The sequence below is a fragment of the Pelovirga sp. C15f genome (assembly GCF_057178085.1).
Genome location: NZ_JBXUCV010000003.1, coordinates 278,979 through 302,024, shown reverse-complemented (window position 1 = coordinate 302,024; position 23,046 = coordinate 278,979). Strand labels below are relative to the sequence as shown.

General features: G+C 55.6%; 19 protein-coding genes. 17 read left to right on the top strand and 2 right to left on the bottom strand.

From position 1 onward, the window contains the following. Window positions 1-233 (top strand): hypothetical protein (locus AC1931_RS10490; protein ID WP_483877210.1); only part of this gene is annotated, 233 nt, incomplete at its 5' end. Window positions 234-693: 460 nt separating this feature from the next. Beyond that, window positions 694-2,040, top strand: a complete 1,347-nt coding sequence (gdhA, locus tag AC1931_RS10485; RefSeq protein ID WP_483877209.1) for an NADP-specific glutamate dehydrogenase — start codon at window positions 694-696, stop codon at window positions 2,038-2,040. A gap of 104 nt (window positions 2,041-2,144) precedes the next feature. Here gdhA and AC1931_RS10480 read toward each other — a convergent pair whose 3' ends face one another. Continuing rightward, window positions 2,145-4,745: a PEP/pyruvate-binding domain-containing protein gene (locus AC1931_RS10480; protein ID WP_483877208.1), complete on the bottom strand. Its 2,601-nt coding sequence runs from the start codon at window positions 4,743-4,745 to the stop codon at window positions 2,145-2,147. Window positions 4,746-5,014: 269 nt separating this feature from the next. Here AC1931_RS10480 and gltB point away from each other — a divergent pair, with 269 nt between their 5' ends. The 10 genes from gltB to AC1931_RS10430 all read left to right on the top strand — a co-directional run bounded on the left by gltB (window position 5,015) and on the right by AC1931_RS10430 (window position 17,963). Then, entirely contained in the window at window positions 5,015-9,436 is a 4,422-nt protein-coding gene (gltB, locus tag AC1931_RS10475) for a glutamate synthase large subunit (RefSeq protein ID WP_483877207.1), read from the top strand. 3 nt (window positions 9,437-9,439) lie between these two features. Next, entirely contained in the window at window positions 9,440-10,825 is a 1,386-nt protein-coding gene (locus AC1931_RS10470; RefSeq protein ID WP_483877206.1) for an FAD-dependent oxidoreductase, read from the top strand. Between the two features lie 100 nt (window positions 10,826-10,925). After that, the gene (locus AC1931_RS10465; protein WP_483877205.1) at window positions 10,926-11,420 is read left to right on the top strand and encodes a Na+/H+ antiporter subunit E; all 495 of its coding nucleotides are present in this window, start codon (window positions 10,926-10,928) and stop codon (window positions 11,418-11,420) included. Further along, a complete protein-coding gene (locus AC1931_RS10460) occupies window positions 11,417-11,707 on the top strand; it encodes an MrpF/PhaF family protein (RefSeq protein ID WP_483877204.1) in 291 nt (96 codons plus the stop codon). The genes AC1931_RS10465 and AC1931_RS10460 overlap by 4 nt, the downstream gene beginning before the upstream one ends. Continuing rightward, window positions 11,694-11,993 carry a monovalent cation/H(+) antiporter subunit G gene (gene mnhG / locus AC1931_RS10455; protein ID WP_483877203.1) on the top strand — a complete coding sequence of 100 codons (300 nt, stop codon included), beginning with the start codon at window positions 11,694-11,696 and terminating at the stop codon, window positions 11,991-11,993. The genes AC1931_RS10460 and mnhG overlap by 14 nt, the downstream gene beginning before the upstream one ends. 2 nt (window positions 11,994-11,995) lie before the next feature. Beyond that, complete coding sequence (locus tag AC1931_RS10450) at window positions 11,996-12,979, top strand: hydrogenase subunit MbhD domain-containing protein (RefSeq protein WP_483877202.1); 984 nt, start codon at window positions 11,996-11,998, stop codon at window positions 12,977-12,979. Further along, complete coding sequence (locus AC1931_RS10445) at window positions 12,976-13,293, top strand: NADH-quinone oxidoreductase subunit K (protein ID WP_483877201.1); 318 nt, start codon at window positions 12,976-12,978, stop codon at window positions 13,291-13,293. The genes AC1931_RS10450 and AC1931_RS10445 overlap by 4 nt, the downstream gene beginning before the upstream one ends. Next, window positions 13,286-14,773 (top strand): complex I subunit 5 family protein, encoded by a 1,488-nt coding sequence (locus AC1931_RS10440; protein WP_483877200.1) that lies wholly within the window; start codon window positions 13,286-13,288, stop codon window positions 14,771-14,773. The genes AC1931_RS10445 and AC1931_RS10440 overlap by 8 nt, the downstream gene beginning before the upstream one ends. Further along, complete coding sequence (locus tag AC1931_RS10435) at window positions 14,770-16,260, top strand: complex I subunit 5 family protein (protein ID WP_483877199.1); 1,491 nt, start codon at window positions 14,770-14,772, stop codon at window positions 16,258-16,260. Before AC1931_RS10440 ends, AC1931_RS10435 begins: the two co-directional genes overlap by 4 nt. After that, complete coding sequence (locus AC1931_RS10430; protein WP_483877198.1) at window positions 16,257-17,963, top strand: complex I subunit 5 family protein; 1,707 nt, start codon at window positions 16,257-16,259, stop codon at window positions 17,961-17,963. Before AC1931_RS10435 ends, AC1931_RS10430 begins: the two co-directional genes overlap by 4 nt. 122 nt (window positions 17,964-18,085) lie before the next feature. On the opposite strand, the gene AC1931_RS10425 is transcribed toward AC1931_RS10430, so the two are convergent. Next, the gene (locus tag AC1931_RS10425) at window positions 18,086-18,400 is read right to left on the bottom strand and encodes a c(7)-type cytochrome triheme domain-containing protein (protein ID WP_483877197.1); all 315 of its coding nucleotides are present in this window, start codon (window positions 18,398-18,400) and stop codon (window positions 18,086-18,088) included. 199 nt (window positions 18,401-18,599) lie between these two features. Here AC1931_RS10425 and AC1931_RS10420 point away from each other — a divergent pair, with 199 nt between their 5' ends. The 5 genes from AC1931_RS10420 (at window position 18,600) to AC1931_RS10400 (ending at window position 23,042) form a co-directional block, all read left to right on the top strand. Continuing rightward, entirely contained in the window at window positions 18,600-19,811 is a 1,212-nt protein-coding gene (locus AC1931_RS10420; protein ID WP_483877196.1) for an EAL and HDOD domain-containing protein, read from the top strand. 78 nt (window positions 19,812-19,889) lie between these two features. Further along, window positions 19,890-20,312 (top strand): hypothetical protein, encoded by a 423-nt coding sequence (locus AC1931_RS10415; protein ID WP_483877195.1) that lies wholly within the window; start codon window positions 19,890-19,892, stop codon window positions 20,310-20,312. A gap of 2 nt (window positions 20,313-20,314) precedes the next feature. After that, window positions 20,315-21,379: an AI-2E family transporter gene (locus tag AC1931_RS10410; RefSeq protein WP_483877194.1), complete on the top strand. Its 1,065-nt coding sequence runs from the start codon at window positions 20,315-20,317 to the stop codon at window positions 21,377-21,379. A gap of 9 nt (window positions 21,380-21,388) precedes the next feature. After that, window positions 21,389-22,465 carry an aldo/keto reductase gene (locus AC1931_RS10405; RefSeq protein ID WP_483877193.1) on the top strand — a complete coding sequence of 359 codons (1,077 nt, stop codon included), beginning with the start codon at window positions 21,389-21,391 and terminating at the stop codon, window positions 22,463-22,465. Between the two features lie 115 nt (window positions 22,466-22,580). Beyond that, window positions 22,581-23,042, top strand: a complete 462-nt coding sequence (locus AC1931_RS10400) for a response regulator (RefSeq protein ID WP_483877192.1) — start codon at window positions 22,581-22,583, stop codon at window positions 23,040-23,042. Window positions 23,043-23,046 lie beyond the last annotated feature (4 nt).

The following is a 23,046-nucleotide window of genomic DNA, read 5'->3' as shown; positions in this document are numbered from 1 at the left end:
AGAGTGCGGCGGCTTCCGAAGAGCTTTCCGGCCAGGCCGCCCAGATGCGCGAGATGCTGATGCGCTTTACCCTTAAAGGTGGCAGCAGCGCTCACTCCAACGTACGGGCGATACCGCAGAAGACAACGGCAGCAAAAAACAGCGGCTGGGGCGAGTCACCGGCACAACCACAGAAGAAGATTGCCGCCAAAAAACCTATTGCTCTTGATGACGATGAGTTCGGCAAGTATTAAAAAATTGCGTTGAACGTTGCCTTTGTAAGCTTAACACTGTGCAAAAAGGTTTCCCGCTGTGCTCTGCGCAGCGGGAAACCCTGACAACCAAAAGGCATCTGCGGCATTAAGAGGAATGTCCGGACAGAAACTACTGAGTTCGAAAAAACACGAAAAGAGCTAAATACTACCCACCAAAAGAGAAGCCCACCCACTATCGGGAACCAGCATACTTCAACAGCTGACAATATTTACCAGATCCAGCGCCGTCAGCCCTTGTCACCACATATAAAATACCCAGAACACAGCTCCCCAGCGCAACAGATCATGTGGTCACCGAACAGCCTGTCATTCAGGAATTAGGTATATTTTTTGCTATAACAAAACAGGTTTTTACATAACAACCGGTTTTGCCGGCGGCGTTATCAATGATGCTAAGGTGCCGCTATTGTCATCATTTCATACAAGGAGGTACCAAAAAATGATGCAACTTGACGAAAAGATTGAACCTATCTACCAGGAAGTCTTAGCCCGCAACCCCGGTGAAGTCGAATTCCACCAGGCCGTCCGTGAGGTTCTCGAATCCCTCGGTCCAGTACTCGTGAAAAACCCCGCCTTTGCCCACCACAAGATTATCGAGCGCATCTGTGAACCGGAACGTCAGATTATCTTCCGGGTGCCCTGGATGGACACCCACGGCCGCGTCCAGATCAATCGCGGTTTTCGTGTCCAGTTCAACAGCGCCCTTGGCCCCTACAAGGGCGGCCTGCGCTTCCACCCTTCAGTCTACCTGGGGATCATCAAGTTCCTCGGCTTTGAGCAGATCTTTAAAAATGCTTTGACCGGACTGCCGATCGGCGGCGGCAAAGGCGGCTCCGACTTTGATCCCAAAGGCAAGACCGACGGCGAAATCATGCGCTTCTGCCAGAGCTTCATGACCGAATTGCAGCGCCACATCGGCGAGCACACCGACATTCCAGCCGGCGACATCGGTGTCGGTGGCCGTGAAATCGGCTATATGTTCGGCCAGTACAAACGCCTCAACAATCGCTGGGAAGCCGGCGTGCTGACCGGCAAAGGGCTTAACTGGGGTGGCTCCCTGGTGCGCACGGAGGCCACCGGTTACGGCACCGTTTTCTTTGTAGATGAAATGCTCAAAGCCCGCAAGGATAGCTTTGACGGCAAAACCTGTGTCGTCTCCGGTAGCGGCAATGTCGCTATTTACGCTATCGAAAAAATTAACCAGCTGGGCGGCAAGGTGATTGCCTGCTCCGACTCCAACGGCTACATTGTTGATGAAAACGGAATCGACCTGGAACTGGTCCAGCAGCTCAAGGAAATCGAGCGGCGCCGCATCAAGGACTACACCAGCTACCACAAACACGCGCGCTTCATTGAAAAAGGCAGTATCTGGGATATCCCTTGCCAGGTTGCCCTGCCCTGTGCCACCGAAAACGAGATTAACGGCAAGGATGCCAAAACCCTGGTGAAAAATGGTTGTATCGCCGTTGGCGAAGGCGCCAACATGCCGACCACTCCGGAAGGCATCAAGGTTTTCCAGGAGGCCGGCATTGCCTACGGTCCCGGCAAAGCCGCCAACGCCGGCGGGGTTGCCACCAGCGCTCTGGAAATGCAGCAGAATGCCTGCCGCGATTCCTGGACGTTCGAGCACACCGAGGACCGACTGCAGGACATTATGCAGAACATCCATAACGATTGTTTTGAAACCGCGGAGGAATACGGCGCTCCGGGCAACTATGTTCTCGGCGCTAACATCGCCGGTTTCACCAAAGTGGCCCGAGCGATGCTGGCGATGGGGCTGGTGTAAAATTCAGAAGGCAGAATTCAGAAGATAGAATACAGCTAAAAAGCCCGGCCTTAGAGCCGGGCTTTTTACGTATCATCCTACTACCTACCACATCCCACTCCCCGCTATTCCTGCTCCCCCTCAAAACACACCAGCTCCTGAGACACCACATCGGCCATCAGGCGCACGCCGGTATCAGGCACGCGGCAGACCTTGACCACAGACTTGTAGTGACCGCTGGAGGGAATCAGTCCATCCAATGCGTTGGGACGATCCTGCAACCAGGCACGGTTGAAGGTACACCCCTTATGTTCGGGGAACAGCGCCAGATAGAAGATATCGGCTTCAACCAGATCCTGAAAAAAGTGGGAGCCGAAGGACAATTCCGGCATCAAACCACCAGACGGGAACGCCACCTCAACCAGGGCGGTGAGATTGCTGAGTTCCGAAAAAGACACCGGCACACCGAGGGAAGGTGTCGTCGTACCCCAGCGTCCGGGACCGATGAGCATGGTGCGTCCCTCCGGTTCGCGGCCGGCAATCCGTCGATTGAGACGCCCGATCAAGCGTGCTACCTCGTATTTTTCAGACAGGGGCAGTCGCAGGTATTCAGATGGCTCGATCCAGATAATCCAGTCCAGCGCGTGGGAGACATTCCCCCCCATAAAGTTCCCGGTGGAGCGCAACAGCACCTTTTCGTCGGCAATATCCTGAGGAATTTCAAGCGTCGATTCAGCCCCGCGGGTCTGTAAAGGACGACACTGAACCACATCGATCTTGACCGTACGATCGGCGGTGAAGTTGGCGGTAAATTCCACATCTACCGGATAACCGTAAGCCTTTTCGATGGTTTTCAGCAACCGTTGCATCAGGGGTGCGAAATCACTCTGTTCAAGAAAATCGTCGAAGGTCAGCATCCAGACGTTGGCAACCTTGCGGCCACGATCCTGCAGCAGCCTGATGGTATCTTCGTCACGGACGGCATAGATATCCCAGGGGATACCGAGATCCTCCTGGGCAAGATTATACAGGGACAGGGTCTGCAGGCTGTTATCGTTGATGTTGAGCAGGTCGATATCGTGCTGGGAAAACTTGCGGACATCCTCAAACCCCTTATGCTGTCGCCGGGCCGGTGCATCAAGGGCAACCACGCGCGGATAATCGACCTCGGAACGGTCAACCGCACGGGTCCCCATCCCCACCACCAGTCGCAACATACCGGCCTGGGGATCCATTTCCTTATCCCAGACAAAGGTATTATACGACACACCAACGCCCGCCAATTCCGGCATATAGTAATGCTTGCGATACGAACCGGATACCCGCTGGATCAACAGTGCCATCTGCTCATCCTTTTTATCGAGGCCCCGCTGCAGACGGTAGGTCAGGGCGTCTTCACTCATGGAACTGGCAAAGACCTTGCGGATAGCATCTTCCAACGCCTCCAGGCGCTCTTCCGGCCCACCCTGATTGACACAGAAAAAACTGTCGTATTTACCGGCAAAAGCATTGCCGAAGCCGTCTTCCAGCAATGAACTGGAGCGCACAATGATCGGATACTGGCCATAATATTCGAGCATCTGCTGAAATTCCTCACGAATTTCGTCCGGGAAGCTGCCCGCGAGCATCTTCTCGCGCAACTCGGCGGCAACGCTGAAATAGCCTGCTTCGCCCTTTTGCTGCATAAACAAGGGCCAGAGATTATTGTGCACGATGTAGGAATAATAGACATTGGAACCGACATAGTAGGAATCATGCTTTTCGAGATGCAGATCCCAGTCAAAGCTCTCATCGCGCCGGAGGATATTATGCGCCAGGAGCATGCCCACTGCCTTGCCGCCAATGAAGCCGGTGCCGATGATACGTGATTTGATATCGAGCAGATCGGGCAGACTGAAATATTCACGCGCCAGCGCCAGCATCCGCTCCTCGCGGGCAAGAACGTGGCGACAGAGGTGGCGCACCATATTGTCGCGATCGTAACCGGAGCCATTGTCCCGGCACAAATCTTCCGCATCCATAAACAGCCGGTGCCAGTGATCAATCTGGCGTCGTCCACCGTTAGCGGTTCGTTCCGCCAACGACTTGTAGAGCCGCGTTGATTCGAAACTGTTGGTCAAGGGGATAAAGCGTTCGCCGATCTTGTGATGGGGCAGGAACATGGTTGGTGAGCGCCGCTGCCAGACCTTGAGGGGCTGAATGTGAAAGTGATCTTCGTGGCTGAAGACATCAATCAGCACCTGGGTGGTATTGCGGATCTGTTCAACCGTACGAAAGGCATGACGGCTGCGAATCAGAGCAAAATAAGCGACAGTATCAAGGTCAAACAGATAGGGGCAGGTAATACGAAAAAAATTGCCGATCATGTGGTCGGTGGCCCAGGCGGACAACAATTCAGAGAGGCAGTCAAAGACATAGAAAGCCTCCTTTCCCTGGGCAGTAATGATCTGATAAACCTGGCAGGCAAAGGGCTCAAAACCTTCTTTCGGATCAATCTGATGGATTTGAATCCGGGGCGATTCAGCCAGCAACGGCAGATGATCTCCAAAGCGCATGTAATTGATGATACGGCCATCGCGCAGGGCCTGCTCGACAAAAGGCTGGACAAAATAGCGGTAATCATCGATCGACTCGACCTTTAGCACGACATTGTCGCCGATGCGTAGACTATCGAGAATAGCATCCAGTTCGGCATAGCCCGTCGACACCCGCTGGGACTTACTCATGAATTCATCTCCTCCTGAAGCAATCATATGATAGTTTTCAAATTGCTGTTTTTATAGCACACACTGAAGTAAACTGCGTAATGTTTCAGCAGCATTAAGGTTACGCCGCTGCTGATCCGTGTCCTTTCTTATGGTTGCGGGCCGCTATTTCTTTCCAGGCATTGTGCACGTTTTTTGCATTAGATGATCTATTGCGTTCACGCTCCAGGCAACAATACATCATCGCACCCCAGATAAACTGCACTACCCCAACAAAGGATAAGCTTTATATGAATCCAGCAGAAAAATTCCGTGACAACTGTGGCTTCGGCCTGCTGGCCCAGATCGATAACCGGCCCAGCCATCAACTCCTGGAAGACGCCATCAAAGCCCTCAAGCGGATGATGCATCGGGGCGCCATTGCCGCTGACGGAAAAACCGGCGACGGGTCCGGTCTGCTCTGCTCCATGCCCGTCGGCTTCTTGAACAAGGTCGCTGAAGAGCAGGAGATTTCGCTGCCGGAGCAGTTTGCCGTGGCGGTCATATTCACCCGTGATGCGAAAAAACAGTTGCCGGTGTTTGAAAAAATGTGCGGCAAAAACGACCTGCAGATCCTCTTTACCCGTGAGGTCCCGGTCAACACCGCTGCCCTCGGCGAATACGCATTAAACCGGCTGCCACAGATCTTCCAGGTTTTTGTCGTCCCGGCAGCGCTGATTGCCACCCGGCGCTTTGATGCCCTGCTCTACCTGACGCGCAAAGAGGTTGAAAAGCAGTTCAACTCTGATCCGCACTTTTATATCCCCAGCTTTTCTCGCACCTTGATCAGCTACAAGGGTCTGGTGATGCCGACCTATATCGAAACCCTGTTTCCCGATCTCAAGGATCCCGATTTCGAGATCTCCTTTGCCCTGTTTCACCAGCGCTTTTCCACCAACACCCTGCCCCAGTGGAAGCTTGCGCAGCCTTTACGGGTGATCGCCCACAACGGTGAGATCAATTCAATCCAGGGCAACCGCTTCAAAGCGCGTTACAAGTTTACCGATGCCCGTAGCACGGTTTTTACTGAGGATGAAATCGCGAGGATCATGCCGCTGCTCGAAGAGGGGGTCAGTGACAGCGCCAGTCTTGATAACATGATTGAATTCAAACTGGCCAACGGTGTCGATTTTTTCAAAGCGATTCGCGGCCTGGTGCCGCCGGCGCGCCACAACGTCGCCAACATGCCGGCCAAGCTGCGCGCCTTTTATGAATATACCTCCGGCGCCTATGAACCCTGGGACGGCCCTGCCGCTATCAGCCTGACCGATGGCCGCTACATCGGCTGTGTCCTTGATCGCAACGGTCTGCGGCCGGCAAAATACATTATCACCGTTGACAATCGCCTGCTGATCAGCAGCGAATACGGTGTCATCGACACGCCGGCAGAAATGATCCGCGACCGTGGCCGCCTGCAAAGTGGTCAGATGATCGCTGCCGACCTCAACTCCGGCCAGATCTTCTACACCCGCGATATCGACCACTATCTGATGGAGTCTCAGCCTTACAATCAGTGGTTGACCGAGCATACCTTCTACCTGCAGGAATTTATCGGCCGTCAGTTCTGCGAAGACAAGGACTACCGCTACCCGGACCTGGAGACCGCCCAGCGTTATCACAATATCACCTCGGAGGTCGTTGATCTGATCATCCGACCAATGATGGCTGACGGCAAGGAACCGGTCGGCTCCATGGGCGACGATACACCTCTGGCGGCTTTTTCCGATCAACAACGCAACTTCAGCGACTTTTTCAAACAGAAATTTGCCCAGGTGACCAATCCGCCCATCGATCCCTTGCGGGAAAAAGCGGTCATGTCAACAACCATCGGCTTTGGCGGCATCGGCAACCCCCTGATCGAAACCAAGAATCGCGCTATGCGCTTAAAAAGCGTGTCCCCTTTTCTGTCCTATGAGATCTACCACTCTTTGCTGACCTTTGGTGACCCGCAATTACCGCGTTTTGAGGCCTGCTACAAATACCGGATTTTCCATACCGATTTTCACATCGATCTGCAAAAATCCTTGCAGCAGCTCGCTGAGCAGGTACTGGATGCGGTGAGCAATGACGGCGTGCGCATCGTTATTCTCGACGACCGGGTCCTTAGCAAAGACCGCAGACTGATCCCCATGGCCATTGCGGTTGGCTATATCAACCGCCAGCTGCTCAAAACCCGCCTGCGCCAGCATGTCAGCCTGGTGGCGGTGACCGGGGAAGTAGTCGACCCCCATGCCGCGGCAGTCCTGATCGGGTACGGTGCCATTGCCATCTACCCCTGGTTGCTCTATGCCAGCGCCCTCGAACTCGGAGAAAAGCGCAACCAGCCGCCGCGGGAGCTGCGCAAAGCGCTACAGAATATCTATGCGGCACTTAACAAAGGAATCCTCAAGATTATGTCGAAAATGGGGATCAGCACCGTTTCGAGCTATCGCAATGCCGCCCTGTTCGATATTATCGGCCTTTCCCGCGAAATTGCAGATGCGTGTTTCAAGGGTTCACCGCTGCTGATGCCGGGCCTTGGTTTCCAGGAAATTGAGGAACGCGTCGACCGGGTCCACCGCAAGGTCTTTGCCGAAAGCTACATGACTCCCATCTATCCCCTCGAGATCGGCGGTTTTTATCGCGATAATCCCGGATTTGAATACCACGATTTCAACTCCTGGCATGTTACCCAGCTGCATCGCTTTGCTGAAAACCGTAGCCGTGAAGAATATCTGAAATTCCGCTCGATGATCGACAACCGTGGAATCAGGTACGTGCGTGATGCCCTCGGCTTTAAAAGCCCCCACTCGCCATTGCCGATTGAACAGGTGGAACCGGTTGCCGCCATCACCCGCCGTTTTGATTCTGCGGCCATGTCGTTAGGGGCGCTCTCTCCGGAGGCCCACGAAGCCCTGGCGGAAGCAATGAACCGCCTGGGGGGCCATTCCAACAGCGGTGAGGGGGGGGAAGACGCGGCGCGTTTCAGCACCATCCGCAACAGCCGCATCAAACAGATTGCTTCAGGACGTTTTGGTGTCACTCCCGGTTATCTGCGTAGCGCTGAAGAGATTCAGATCAAGCTCGCCCAGGGCGCCAAGCCTGGAGAAGGGGGGCAACTACCAGGCGAAAAGGTCAGTCCGCTGATTGCACGTCTGCGCTTCACGATTCCCGGGGTGACCCTGATTTCCCCGCCACCTCACCATGATATTTACTCCATTGAGGATCTGGCCCAGCTCATTTTTGACCTTAAACAGATCAATACCAAGGCAAAAATCAGCGTGAAGCTGGTCTCTACCGAAGGGGTCGGCACCATCGCTGCCGGCGTTGCCAAGGCCAACGCTGACAAGATCGTTATTTCCGGTCACGATGGCGGCACCGGTGCAGCACCCTTGAGTTCCCTCAAACATGCCGGCAACCCCTGGGAGTTCGGCCTGAGTGAAGCCCATATCAGCTTAAAAGCCAACAACCTGCGCGAGCTGGTCTCCCTGCAGACCGACGGTGGCATTAAAATCGGCCGTGATGTGGTCAAAGCTGCCATGCTCGGTGCCGAAACTTTCGGCTTCGGCACCCCGCTACTAGTGTTGCTTGGGTGCAAGCTGCTGCGCGTCTGTCACCTTAACCGCTGCACTGTCGGGATAGCCACCCAGGATGAGAATCTGCGCACCCATTACATCGGCACCGTCGAAAAGGTCATCAGCTATCTGGAAAACGTCGCTGAAGATGTGCGTGAGATCCTTGCCGCTCTGGGTTTCCGCTCTCTTGAAGAAATTATCGGCCGCAACGACCTGCTGGAAAAACTTGACACCCCCTTGTTGAATCACTTCGATTTTTCGGAAATACTCCACCAGGTCGGTGGTGTCAATGTCCGTACCCGCGACAACCATCCCTTTGATGACAACACCTTTGAAAAGGAGCTGCTCAAGGAAATTTATCCGGTGATCAAAAATCCCCAGACCGAAATGGTCGCGCAACGTGAGATCAGCAACGTCAACCGCAGCTTCGGCACCCTGATCAGTGGTGAGATTGCCCGTTTTTACGGTGACACCGGTCTCCCCAAGGAAGCCCTGACCATCAAGTTGAAAGGCGTGGCCGGCCAGTCCCTCGGTGCCTTTCTGTCTGAAGGAATGTCACTTTTTCTTCACGGAGTCGGCAATGACTACGTTGGCAAAGGGATGCATGGCGGACGCATTATCATCACTCCCCAGGTTTACCAACCAGGCGCTTCAGCGGTTGGTAACACCTGTCTTTACGGGGCCACCGGCGGCAAGCTCTTTGTTGCAGGTACCGCCGGTGAGCGCTTTGCCGTGCGCAATTCCGGCGCCCTGGCAGTAGTTGAAGGCACCGGCGATCACGCCTGCGAATATATGACCGGCGGTACCGTCGTCGTACTCGGGGAAACCGGGATCAATTTCGGTGCCGGCATGACCGGCGGTGCCGCCTTTGTCTATGACCGCAATAAGAATTTTATCGACCGCCTCAATCAACAGCTGGTGGTCGCGCGACGCATCGACGTCGATGAAGACAACGAGGGCCGACTCTACTTGAAGAGTATCCTCATCAGCTATCATAACCGCACGGCAAGTCCGGTTGCCAAAGCGATACTCGATGATTTCCGCGAGGAGCTGGCCTATTTCTGGATGGTCACCCCTAAGGACATGAAAGCACCGCTCAACCCGAAGGAAGGGGATTGATCTATGCAGAACTTTACCGAAACCGGCCGCCTGGAGCCGGAAAAATTTGAAGCCACCCAGCGACTGCAGAATTTTGACGAAATCTACCGTTTTTTTACCAGCCGCATGGTTCGCAAGCAGTCAGAACGCTGCGTTCAATGTGGTGACCCTTTCTGCGCCACCATCGGCTGTCCATTGCAGAACTACATCCCGCAATGGCTTGAGGCGATCGCCGACCGTGACCTGGAACGCGCGTTTCGTCTTTCCAATGAGAGCTCACCCTTTCCTGAGATTCTCGGGCGCATCTGTCCCCAGGGGCATCTGTGCGAAGGCGCCTGCACCCTGGATGACGGCTACGGCGCCATTACCATTGGTGCCATTGAGGCAACCATCACTGATCTGGCCTTCGACGCCGGACTGCGATTACCCTTCCCGGGTGTGCGTCATAAAACCCGGGTCGCTGTTGTCGGCTCCGGCCCGGCCGGCATCTCCTGCGCCCATTTCCTGTTGCGCGCCGGTATTGGCGTGACGATGTACGAGCAGGCTAAACATGCGGGCGGACTGTTGACCTACGGCATCCCCGGTTTCAAACTCGATAAAAAGATCGTTGCCCGCCGCTTTGATCTGCTCCAGCAGGCCGGCCTCGAGCTGCATCTGGGCCGGCGAATTGGCGAACAGATCTCTTACGCGCAGCTGATCGATGATTACGATGCGGTATTTGTCGGCATTGGTGCCACCCAGGGGCGCAGAGCCGGTATTGCCGGCGAAGATTTGCCGGAAGTGGTGTTGGCCATGGACTATCTGATTGAAAAGCAAAAGCAGTTATTCGGCAAACCCGCCGACTCACATTTTCTCATGCAAGGCAAGCGGGTCGTGGTGATTGGTGGCGGTGATACCGCCATGGACTGCCTGCGAACCGCCTTACGCGACGGGGCCGAAGAGGTCACCTGCCTCTATCGCCGCGACGAAGCCAACATGCCGGGCAGCCATAAGGAAGTGCAGAATGCCGTCGAGGAAGGTGCTATTTTTGACTTCAACGTCAGTCCCCGGGAAATCCGTCGCGATAAGAGTGGTCTGCTCTGTATTGAGGTTGAACAGACACGCCTGACAGAGAAGGATGCTGATGGCCGGCAGCGCGTTGAAATCATCCCCGACACGGCTCATTGTATCCCGGCGGACATGGTTATCCTTGCCCTCGGCTTTGATGTTACACCGGTTGCAGAACTGGCTGAGATGGGAGTTAGGTGTAATCGCTGGGACCAGATGGAGATTGATCCGGCCAGCGGATTGACCAGCCACCCCAAGGTTTACGCCGGTGGTGACTGCTTCCGTGGTGCCGACCTGGTGGTCACTGCGGCCGCCGATGGGCGCCGTGCTGCCCTGGCGATGATGCGCCGTTTTCTCAGCTAGTTTCCGGATGGACACTAACACCGGTTTCTGGCATCCGGCCTTTTTATCCTGTATTCTTTATTTTGAATCCTGAATTCTGATTTTACCTACAGGAGGCTCGATGGCAGCACAGACATCTTTGTGGCCCCGCTTCACCATCCGTCTTGGCGGTTGTCTGCTGTTCTGGTGGGTGTTGACCGGTGGGCGGGCGTCTTCCTGGATCATCGGGGTACCGACCATCGCGCTGGCGCTGTGGGTCATGGGCGCGGCACCGCCGACTCCCCACTGGCCGATATCTTTTATCGGGCTGCTCCGGTTTGTCCCCTATTTTCTTTTGCAGTCGGTGCACGGCGGCATTGATGTCGCTCGCCGCGCCTATTCCCCGAGCCTCCCTCTTGATCCGCAGATCATCGACTTTTCACTGACTCTCCCCAGCGGACGACCGCAGATCTTCTTTCTCAACAGTGTCAGTCTGCTGCCCGGCACCCTGTCTGCCGACCTTGTTGGTACAACCCTCAAAGTGCATGTGCTTGACCGTAAGGTCGACCCGCAGCTGGGCCAACTTGAAAAACGCGTCGCCCAGCTATTTAATTGTTCCCCTGGGAGGGGAAAATGACCGGTCTTTATATCAGCTTCGCCCTGATTCTGTTACTGACCATCAGCCTTGGTCTGGTGCGGGTGTTGCGCGGTCCAACCGCGACCGATCGGATGCTGGCCGCGCAACTCTTCGGCACCACGGCAGTTGCTATTTTGCTGTTGCTCGGCCAGGCCGGCGGCAACACTGCCATCTGGGATGTCGCCCTGATCTTTGCCCTGCTGGCGGCAGTAACAGCCGTCACTTTTGTACGCCGCAGAAATATTGATAATGTTTCGCAACAGGAGGGGCCTCGTGAGCATCAATGACCTGATCACCGCTTTGCTGCTGCTCTGCTCCCTGCCTTTTTTTCTCGCCGGAACCCTTGGATTGCTCCGCTTTCCTGATCTTTACTGCCGCCTGCATGCCCTGACGAAAGCTGACAACCTGGGTTTGGGCCTGGTAGTGCTGGCCCTGATGGTCCAGGCCGATAGTTTACAGGTTGTCATCCGCTTGCTGCTGATCTGGCTGCTGGTACTGATTGCCGGCGCTACCGTCGCCCACCTGATCGCGCATAAAGCCCAGCAGGACGGGCACCAACCCTGGCAGCGCTGACCATGGAACTGACACTGATTTTTGACCTGATCCTGTTGTTCACCCTGCTCTGCCTGGCCTGGCTGCTGCTGGCCAGTACTGATCTGTTTCGAGCTGTCGTACTGTTCATTGCTTTCGGCCTGCTGCTGGCACTGGCCTGGGTACGACTGGGCGCCCCCGACGTAGCCATGGCCGAAGCCGCCATCGGTGCCGGCATTACCGGTGCCCTGCTGCTGATCGGGCTGGGACAACTGGGTTCAACTGAGCGCTTTCGCCCCCAAAGCCGCCCCCTGACCTTTTTGCAGCGCCTTTCCGCGCCGGTTCTGATTGGTGTCATCATCCCTTCGGTTGCCGCGATTATCGTGCTTGAACTGCGCCAACTCCAGGTCGTGACATCCGGCCAACAGGGGCTGGTGCAAAACCTCCTCAGTATCAGCGGTAGCGAGCATCCGGTAACTGCCGTACTCCTGAACTTCCGGGCCTGGGATACCCTGCTGGAAAAAGGTGTGCTGCTGCTGGCACTGATCACCATCTGGTCTCTTGATCAGGCTCGACCACGGTTCGAACAAAACAACATTCCACAGGTATTGAGCGGATTTGGACGATTGTTGTTGCCCCTGCTGATTCTCTTTGCCGGGGTTCTGTTGTGGCAGGGAGCATATATTCCCGGGGGAGCCTTCCAGGCCGGGGCTCTGCTTACTGCCGCCATGTTGCTTGCGACCCTGTGTGGACACACCCTGCCCTCGCGTTGGTCCGGCGTGACCCTGCGTCTGATTCTGGTTGCCGGGTTTCTGGTTTTTCTCCTGGTTGCGGCCTTCACCCTGCTGCTGCTGGGCGAACCGTTGCTCTATCCGCAAAGACAGGCAGGGGGTCTTATCCTGCTGATTGAAATTGTCGCGACCCTGTCAGTTGCTGCTATTCTCAGCGCGGAGCTGGCCGGTGGTCACCCGCAAAGTAATCTCCCGACATCCGCAAAACCAACCACAAAAAATCAGGACAAATCATGATAACACCGCTTCTTTACGCCGGTGGCGGCATTCTTTTGTTCTTTATCGGTCTTCACGCCCTTCTGATCCGGCGCCATCTGCTACGTAAAATACTCGCTATCAACATCATGGGCAGTGGTGTCTTTATGGTCTTTATTGCCATCGGTGCCCGCGGTACCGGCGCGGTTGGTGACCCGGTCACCCAGGTGATGGTACTGACCGGCATTGTCGTGTCCCTTTGTTTCACCGCCGTCGCCATCGCCCTGACAATCAGGATTCACAACCTGACCAGCTGCACTACCTTTGCCACTGATAAGGAAACGTCCCTTGACTGAACTGCTCCTGCATCAGCAATGGTTGATATGGCTGACCCTGCTCCCCCTGGGGGCGGCCGTGGCCGCTTTTCTCGCACCGCGGCAGGCACGCTGGATCGGTCTGGCAACGGCTCTACTGCTGCCATGTTGCGCTCTTGCCGGGATATTGTCCGTCGCCCTGACCCACGCCGATCCGATCACCGCCGGTGGCTGGCCAACCCCGCTGGGAATTGAGTTGCGCCGTGATGGCCTGGCGCTGGTCATGGTTGCGGTCACAGCCCTGGTCGGTTTCATTATCAGCTGCTATGCCCTGGGTTATTTTCCAGCACATGATCAGCATCACGATAAGGCCAGGTATTTTTGGCCCTTGTGGCTTTTTTTATGGGGCAGCTGCAACGCCCTGTTTGTATCCGGCGATCTGTTTAACCTCTATGTTACCCTCGAACTGGTTACCCTCTCTTCCGTCGCCTTGATTGCCCTGGAGGGGGGCAAACAGGCCCTTGCGGCGGCGCTGCGGTATCTTTTTATCGGGCTGCTCGGTTCGCTTTCCTACCTGCTGGGAGTTGGCCTGCTCTACGGCGGCTACGCCACGGTAGATATTGCCTTGCTTGGCGAGATGATCAGCGCGACGCGCCTCAACCACACCGCCATGGCCCTGATGGTGGCCGGCCTGGTGCTCAAAAGTGCTTTGTTCCCTCTGCATTTCTGGCTGCCCCAGGCCCATACCATGGCACCGGCACCGGTCAGTGCCGCCCTCTCTGCCCTGGTGATCAAAGCTGCCTATGTCATTCTGCTGCGCCTGTGGTTTGAGGTCTTTCCTGCTCTGGATACCCTTGCGATCGGCCACCTGCTGGGTCTGCTAGGCTCCATCGCCATTGTCTGGGGGTCGCTGATGGCACTACGCCAGGAACGGCTGAAGCTGTTGATCGCCTACTCTACTGTCGCCCAGATCGGTTATCTGTACCTGGTTTTCCCCCTTGCTCACCCGCAAACCATGGCTGCTGCCTGGACCGGCGGGGTCCTGCTGATGATGACCCACGCTTGCGGCAAATCCGCCATGTTCATGGTTGCCGGTACCATTCATCACGCCGCTGGTTCGGATCGTCTGTCACGCCTGGCCGGTGCCGGCGGTCCGGTTGGCGTCCTGGTGGTGGTGTTCACCCTCGCGGCCACAACGATTATCGGCCTGCCGCCAAGTGGCGGTTTTTTTGCCAAATGGATTTTCATCAACGCGGCCCTGGTCACCGGCCAGTGGTGGTATCTGCCGATTATCCTCAGTGGCACTCTGCTGGCAGCTGCCTACATCGCCCGGGTCCTGGGATGGGCCTTCCTTGATGTCAAGCGCAGCAGCTACCCGGTCATCCCCTGGGTGATGAAGTGGCCGCCCCTGGTACTTTCGGTGATTGCCCTGCTGTTCGGTCTGATCGCTTATCAACCGATTCAGATAGCGCTCATAGGAGCTCCGGTACAAGGATCGATCATGGTGGAGGTGATCCCATGAGTAATCTGATTCTGCCGGCCATCCTTTTAAGCTCGCTGCTCCCCGGCCTGATCATTTTTACCCTGCCGGAACAGAAGGTGACCCTGCGCACCTCTCTCAACCTGGCCGGGGCTTTGTTCAAACTGATGTTTGTTGGTCTGTTGTTTGTTCGGGTTGCTGAGCGCCAATACGCGGAATTGCGTTTACCGTTGCTCCCTGATATTGAGCTGGTGCTGCGTGCCGATGCCCTCTCCCTGCTATTTTTAACCCTTTCAGCGTTTCTCTGGCTGCTGACCACCATCTATGCCATCGGCTACCTTGAAGGCTCTCCCAACCGCAGCCGTTTTTTTGGTTTTTTCAGCCTCTGTGTCAGCGCCACTACCGGTATTGCTTTGTCCGGTGACATGGTTACTTTTGTCATTTTTTACGAAATGCTGACCATTTCTACCTATCCATTGGTGGTCCATCGCGGCACACCGAAAGCCCTGGCTGCAGGACGCATCTACCTCGCCTACACCGTCTGCGGTGGCCTGGTGCTGTTTTTTGCCACGGTCTGGCTGCGTGCCATCGCCGGGCCTCTTGATTTCAGGCCCGGTGGTGTTGTTGCTGATCTCGACCCGGCGCTGTATGGCAGCCTTGCCATCATTTTTGCGCTGCTGATTTTATCCCTGGGGGTCAAAGCAGCGCTGGTCCCGCTGCACATCTGGCTCCCCAGCGCCATGGTTGCACCGGCACCGGTCAGTGCCCTGCTCCACGCTGTCGCTGTCGTCAAAGCTGGGGCCTTCGGGATTATCCGGGTCATTCATGATATCTACGGTATCGGCTTCAGTACCCAACTGAACCTGCTCTTCCCCCTGGCGCTGCTGGCCGCCTTTACCGTTATCTATGGTTCCATCCGCGCCTTGAGCCAGAATGATCTGAAGCGGCGCCTGGCCTTTTCTACCGTCAGTCAGGTGTCCTATATCCTCCTCGGGGTGGCCATGGCGACCCCCCTGGGCACGATCGGTGGACTGGTACACCTGGTACACCAGGGGGTGATGAAAATTACCCTGTTTTTCTGTGCCGGTAACCTGGCGGAAACCCTCGGCATTCATAAGATAGATGAAATGGACGGAGTCGGTCGGCGGATGCCCTGGACCATGATGGCCTTTACCGTCGGTGCCCTGGGGATGATCGGCTTGCCACCACTGGCCGGCTTTATCAGCAAATGGTATTTAGGGCTCGGGAGCCTGGCGGCAGGGCAACCCTGGATCATCCTGGTCCTGATCGTCAGCACCCTGCTCAATGCTGCTTATTTTCTGCCGGTCTTGCACCGCATCTGGTTTGTTGAGCCTCGTCAGGACTGGCCTTCCTCGTCCCTGCGCGGCGGCCGTGAAACCACCTGGGCGTTGCTGGCGCCGCCGCTGATTACTGCGCTTCTGGTTGTTTTGCTGGGAATCTTTGCCAGCAGTGTTGGCAGCGCACTGTATTGGGTTGAAGTGATTGCCGCGCGTGAGTATGGCCTATGAGTGCGGCTGTTACCACCGCCATTCTGCTGCTGGTGCCATTGTCCCCCCTGCTGCTGGCCGGCGCTTTGGCGGGGGCGCGGTTACGAGCCGTGGCCCTCACCATTGCTCCCCTGGCGGCCCTTCCCGGACTGGTTCTGGCGCTGTTTCCCGAGGCAGGGGCGCCAATCGCTATTCCCTGGCTGCTGATCGGGAGCCACTGGGGGATAGATAATACCGGGCAGGTTTTTCTGCTGTTGACCGCCCTGTTGTGGCTGTCAGCCGGCATCTACGCTGGTAGTTACACCAGAAGTTCACCACAGCGAATACGTTTCTGGATCTTTTTCCTACTCTGTATGAGCGGTAACCTTGGGCTGACCCTGGCCCTGGACATGATCAGTTTTTACCTCTTTTTTACCCTGATGAGCTTTGCCGCCTACGGTCTGATTATCCATGACAACACGCCCTTTGCCCTGCGCGCCGGCAGAATCTACCTGTGGTTGGTGATCGTCGGTGAAGTGCTGCTGTTCGCTGCCTTGCTGCTGTCAGCGCAAGCGGCGGATTCCCTGCTGCTGAGGGATGTCGCCGGTGCCATTGCCGATGCTGACGCCATAAACCTGATTCTCGCCCTGCTGCTCGTTGCCCTGGGAGTCAAGATGGGAGTGATACCCCTACATTTCTGGTTACCCCTGGCCCATCCGGCGGCACCGATTCCGGCAAGTGCGGTGCTCAGCGGCGCCATGATCAAGGCCGGCCTGCTAGGCCTGTTACGCCTCTTTCCGTTGTCCTTCGCGAACCTTCCCGGGTGGTCGACCGCGTTGATCAGCCTGGGTCTGTTGATGGCTTTTTTCGGAGTGGTGATGGGGCTTTTGCAAAATCAGCCGAAAACCTTGCTGGCCTACTCGAGCATCAGCCAGATCGGCATTCCTCTGATGGCTATCGGTCTCGGGTTGGCCGCACCGCAGCAATGGCCGTTAATGGCACCCATGGTGGGATTTTACGCGCTGCACCACGGGCTGGCCAAAGGCGCGCTGTTCCTAGGTGTCGGCATGGCCGGTCATCTCAAGACCCCCACCCGGATGCGCTATGTCACCCTCGTCGGACTGGTGCTGCCGGCCCTGGCTCTAGCGGGTGCGCCTTTCACCAGCGGGGCCCTCGCCAAGGCCGGGCTTAAGCCGTTTCTGACGCAATCACCGGTGCTTGGCGCATCCTTGCTGACCCTCCTGCTCGGGGTAGCAGCAGTCGGCACGACTCTACTGATGGGGCGCCTGCTGCTGCTGTTGTGGCAACAAGCGGGAGGCACTGCGAAGGCAGCGACCCATGGGATGTGGAGCGGCTGGAGCCTGCTGCTCGTGGCGGTTCTCCTGGTGGGTATCTATCCGGGGATCCTGATGCCGTCCTCTCCCGGTATGGCCTTCAAATGGTTCGCTGCCCTCTGGCCGGTTGCCGCCGGCGCCATGATCACCCTGCTGGGCTGGTACAGTTTGCGCAACCGCGTTGCCAATCTGCGAGTTAGAGACATGGATGTACTGCTGGAAACTCTGCTGCGCAGCGTGTCGGACATTGCTGCCGCGCTAAAACTCCCGCCGCCACGACAGCTACGCGGCCCCCGCTGGCAGAACCTGCCCTTACTGATGTTACTGCAGGATTCGGAGCAGCAGTTACGCCAGCTCAGTGTTGCCGGGGCGATGTTCATGCTGTTGTTATTGGCGTTGCTGTTGTTGTAGGAAATCGGGCATGAACGGTGATGAAGGATAAAGGATAAAAACCAATGGCCGGCCTCGAAAAATCGAGCCGGCCATTTAAGAACCTGCCGGTACGGTAAACAAAAACCGTTTTTGGGAAATAACTATTTGACGTGACAGCGATTACAGCTCGTCTTGGCCGCAAAAGCAGTTTCACCGTTGTGACAGAAGCCACACAGTTCACCGGCGTAGATTTTTTCCATAGTTATCTCCACGCTACCTTTGCGCATCTGCGGAAACAGGTTAGGATTGTGGCAGTCAGTACAACTGAAACCCGCCTCAGCGTGGATCTTTCCGGAAAACTCCACCGCACCCAGAGCACTTTTATCAAAGGTTAAGGAACGATTCGCAGGAACCGCAATCGCTGCCGTCGCTGCACAGAGCACGACAATACTGAACAACAGAACGATCTTTTTCATGAGCATTATCCTTGTCAATAGAAGTAAAAAATATGATATACAAGTGAGGCTTAACTGCTGACAGCAAGTTTATACAAGCGAAATATCAAGGTCAACCACCACATCGGGGATTTGCTATTTTATTTCTGCCGCAAAAATAGATACATTGTTCTGGTTGTCATATTGCAGCAACAAAAATGATCGCAGGAAGGTAACCACAGTGGAACATTTTATTGCCAGACAACCGATTTTTGATACCCGCGGGCGGGTCTTTGCTTACGAGTTGCTGTTCCGCTCCGGAATGCATAACTATTTTGACAGTGACAACTTTGATCAGGCCTCGGCAAGCGTTATTGCCAACAGCAACCTGCTGTTCAGCCTGGGGGAAATGACCGGCAATACCAAGGCTTTTCTCAATTGCACGGAAAACGTGCTCCTTAAAGACCTGATGACAACCCTCCCGCGCCAGCAGGCGGTCGTTGAAATTCTTGAAAATGTCGAACCGACCCCACAGATTATTGAGGCCTGCAAGCGCCTTAAAACACTCGGTTATACCCTTGCCCTTGATGACTTTGTCTATCACCGGAATTTTGAGCCGCTGCTCGATCTTGCTGATATTGTCAAGGTTGATTTTCTCCTCAGTGACGTCCGGCAACAGGAAGAACTGGCCCGGCAACTGATCCCGCGCGGGATCAAGATGCTCGCTGAAAAGGTTGAAACCCATGAGGTGTTTGAACAGGCCAAAACCATGGGCTACCAGTTTTTTCAGGGTTACTTTTTTGCCAAGCCGGTCATTATTTCCCGCAAGGACATTCCGACCAACAAAATTCAGTTCCTGCGCATCCTCAAAGACGTTCACGCTGAGGATGTTGATTTCAAGAAGCTGGCGATCACCATTCAGAGTGAAGTATCCCTGACCTACAAGCTGCTCAAACTGATCAACTCCGCCGCCTTTGCCCTGCGCCACAAGGTCACATCAGTACTTCAGGCCCTGTCCCTGCTGGGTCTGCGGGAAATCCGCTCGTGGGTCTCGTTATTGTCGATTTCCTCGATGGCGAATGACAAACCGGCGGAACTGGTCGTCAGTTCGTTGATCCGCGCCCGTCTGTGTGAACAACTGGCGCAGCCAAGTCGCATGGGCGATCGCAAATCCGACCTGTTTTTAATGGGCCTGTTTTCATTACTCGATGTCATCATGTCGCGCCCCCTCGATGAAATTCTCCAGGAAATTACCGTAGAGGATGACGTTTTTGCAGCGCTGACCGGTGCCGACAACCCGTTAAGGTCAATTCTCCTGCTGGTCATCGCCATGGAACAGGGGGACTGGGAAACCGTCTCACAAATGACAGCAAAAACCCAGATCGATGAGCAAGTGCTGCCGAATGCCTATCTGGAAGCGGTTACCTGGGCACAGGATATTTACAGTCTCTAACAGCCCATGAATCTGCAGTAACTCTGATTGACAGATCGAACCGGACGGGGTACAAAGAAAGTTTTTCAAGGAGTACACATGATCAACAAGGTACCGACCGCTGGTGACCACACCCTGTCTCGCTGCAGCAAATGTAAAGAAACCTCCAACCACACCATTGTTGCCATGGTCGGCGACCGCGTCGCCCGTGTCGAGTGCAACGTCTGCGGCAGTGTCCATAACCACCGCGGCACTGCGGCCCCAAAGCCACGCAGCACTTCTGCACGCACCCCGGCTCAGCCGCGCAAAACCCGCGCCCAGGTCCAGTGGGCTGACATGATGGCCGCCTCCGACCAGACCCGCGCCATCCCCTACAACATCAAATCACGGGTAAAAACCGGAGATTTAATCGATCACCCCAGTTTCGGCATGGGGCAGATTCTCTCCACGACCCGCCCCAATAAAATGGAAATCATGTTTGAGCAGGGGGTCAAGCTGCTGCTCTGTAATGTAGCTGACTGACCATGACCAGCTCACGGAATAAAGTCACCGGCACTCTTGTTTCCCTGGCCGCCCTGGTGGTTATTATCGCCGGACTGAAAACCGCCCAGGCCGTACTGGTACCTTTTCTGCTGGCGTTTTTCATCTCGATTATCTGTGCCGGCCCCTTCTACTGGCTGCGCTACCAACGGGTTCCGGCATCACTGGCGCTGCTGATCGTTATTACCGTCGTCATGCTGGGCGGTCTGGCGGTGTTGACCATCATCGGCACCTCAGTCAATGATTTTACCAGCCAGCTTCCGCTCTATGAACAGAAGTTGCGTTCCCAGACCCTGACGCTGATTGACTGGTTTGACCGTTTCGGCATCAGGATATCGCGCCAGTTGCTGCTCGACCATTTTGATCCGGGCTCGATTATGCAATACGCCGGGCGCATGTTATCGGCCGCCGGGGGAGTGCTGACCAATTCCTTTCTTATCCTGCTGACGGTCATTTTTATCCTCTTCGAAGCAGCGGGGATGCCCAACAAGTTGCGCGCGGCCCTGCCGGATGCCGACACCTCCCTGGCCTCCTATGAGCGTTTTGTTACCGGCGTTCGTACCTATCTGGTCATCAAAACCCTGATCAGCCTGGTGACCGGGCTGGTCGTGACCGGCGGTCTGATGCTTATTGGTGTCGATTATGCCCTGCTCTGGGGATTGATTGCTTTTCTGCTCAATTATGTTCCCAATATCGGCTCCATTATCGCCGCCATTCCGGCAGTACTACTGGCTCTGGTTCAGCTCGGCCCGGTGCATGCGGCGCTGGTAGCCGGTCTTTATCTGATCATAAATGTGGTGATGGGTAATGCCGTTGAACCACGCCTGATGGGAAAAAGCCTGGGGCTGTCGACCCTGGTAGTCTTTCTGTCATTGGTCTTCTGGGGGTGGGTGTTAGGCCCGGTAGGAATGCTGCTGTCGGTACCTTTGACCATGATTATGAAGATTGCCCTGGAGGTCACCCCTTCAACCCGCTGGCTGGCGATCATCCTCGGCTCCGATGTCTCTTCAGCGACAAAAACTGCCGCTGCCGAATCCGATCCGGACTGACCGTCCGTTATGTTCTATCGCCCTTTTGGCCGGACCGGCACAGAACTTTCCATCGTCAGCTTCGGCGGCATGCGCTTCCCCGAACCGGATAACCTGGAAGCAAGTGCCGAGCTGGTACGCTACGCCTGGGATAGCGGAATCAACTATTTTGATACCGCTCCGCTCTACTGTGGCCAGCGCAGTGAAACAATTTTTGGTCATGCCTTAAAAGATCTTCCGCGCGCAAGTTTTCATGTCGGCACCAAATGCTTCCTCGCTTCCGGCAGTGAGCTGCGTCGCAGCCTCGAACAGAGCCTTGAATTACTGCAACTGGACTCCATCGACTTCTTCTACATCTGGTATCTGCTCAATCGCGATGACTGGCACCGACGCCTTGACCAGGGGGCTGTTGCGGCGGCACTCCAGGCAAAAGAGGAAGGGCTGATCAAAAATCTGGTTTGTTCATCCCATATGAATGGTGATGACCTGGCTGAAGTCCTTGCCGGCGGCTATTTTTCCGGCGTGCTGTTAGGCTACAATGCCATCAACTTTCCCTACCGTCAGACCGCAGTGGAACATGCCGGCAAACAGGGGCTGGGGGTAATTACCATGAACCCGCTTGGTGGCGGCCTGATCCCACGCAATCCCCAACGCTTTTCTTTTCTTCGCAGCCGACCGGATGAGAGCGTCGTCAGCGCCGCGTTGCGCTTCAATCTTTCGCACCCGGCAATTACCTCGGCCCTGGTCGGCTTTACCTCAACCACGGAAATTGACGAAGCGGTGACCGCCGTTGAAAAATTTCATCCTTATTCCACGACAGAGCGCGCGCACATTGAGACGCACCTGCACGAGGCCTTCAACGGCCTCTGCACCGGTTGTGGCTACTGCCTTCCTTGCCCGGTGGACATTCCTATCCCTAAATTTCTCGATGCCTACAACCAGCTGATTCTCACAGGCGGGGACGACACAAACGTAACTGATCGTTTCCGCCTTCATTGGAATATCGACCGCCGACTGGCGGCCAACTGCATCCGTTGTGGTGCCTGTGAAGAGCGCTGTACCCAGCACCTCCCGATCATTCAACGGCTTGACGAACTGGCCGGTTAAGCAGAAAAAAGATTGTTGAACCCTATCGGAGTAAGGTATGGTTCGAATCACAGAGAAAACCTAAAGGCTGTTACTGCTACTTCACTGCCCAAGGCACCGATGCTCCACGAGGAGAATGATGAACAAAGGTGATCCGATCGTTATTCTGCTGGCCGAAGATGATACGGCCCACGCCGAGATCATCCGGCGCACCTTGCGCACCTCGCGTGTCGCCAACCGCATGGAGCATGTCAGTGACGGCCAGCAGGCTCTCGATTATCTCTACCGCCGTGAACGTTTCACCGACCCTGACGTCGCCCCGCGTCCGGGGCTGATTCTGCTGGATCTGCGTATGCCGCGGATGGATGGCCTTGAAGTGTTGCGCCGGATCAAAAGTGATCCAGGTATGGCAGGTATCCCGACAGTGATTCTTACCACCTCATCGGCTGAAACCGACATGGCCAAAGCCTATGCTGCCCACGCCAACAGCTACCTGATCAAGCCTGTGGACTTTGGTCAATTTACCCGCATGATGGAGACCGTTGGTTTTTACTGGTTGATGTGGAACTGCAATCTGGAAAGCAGCAACCCTGACTAACTCC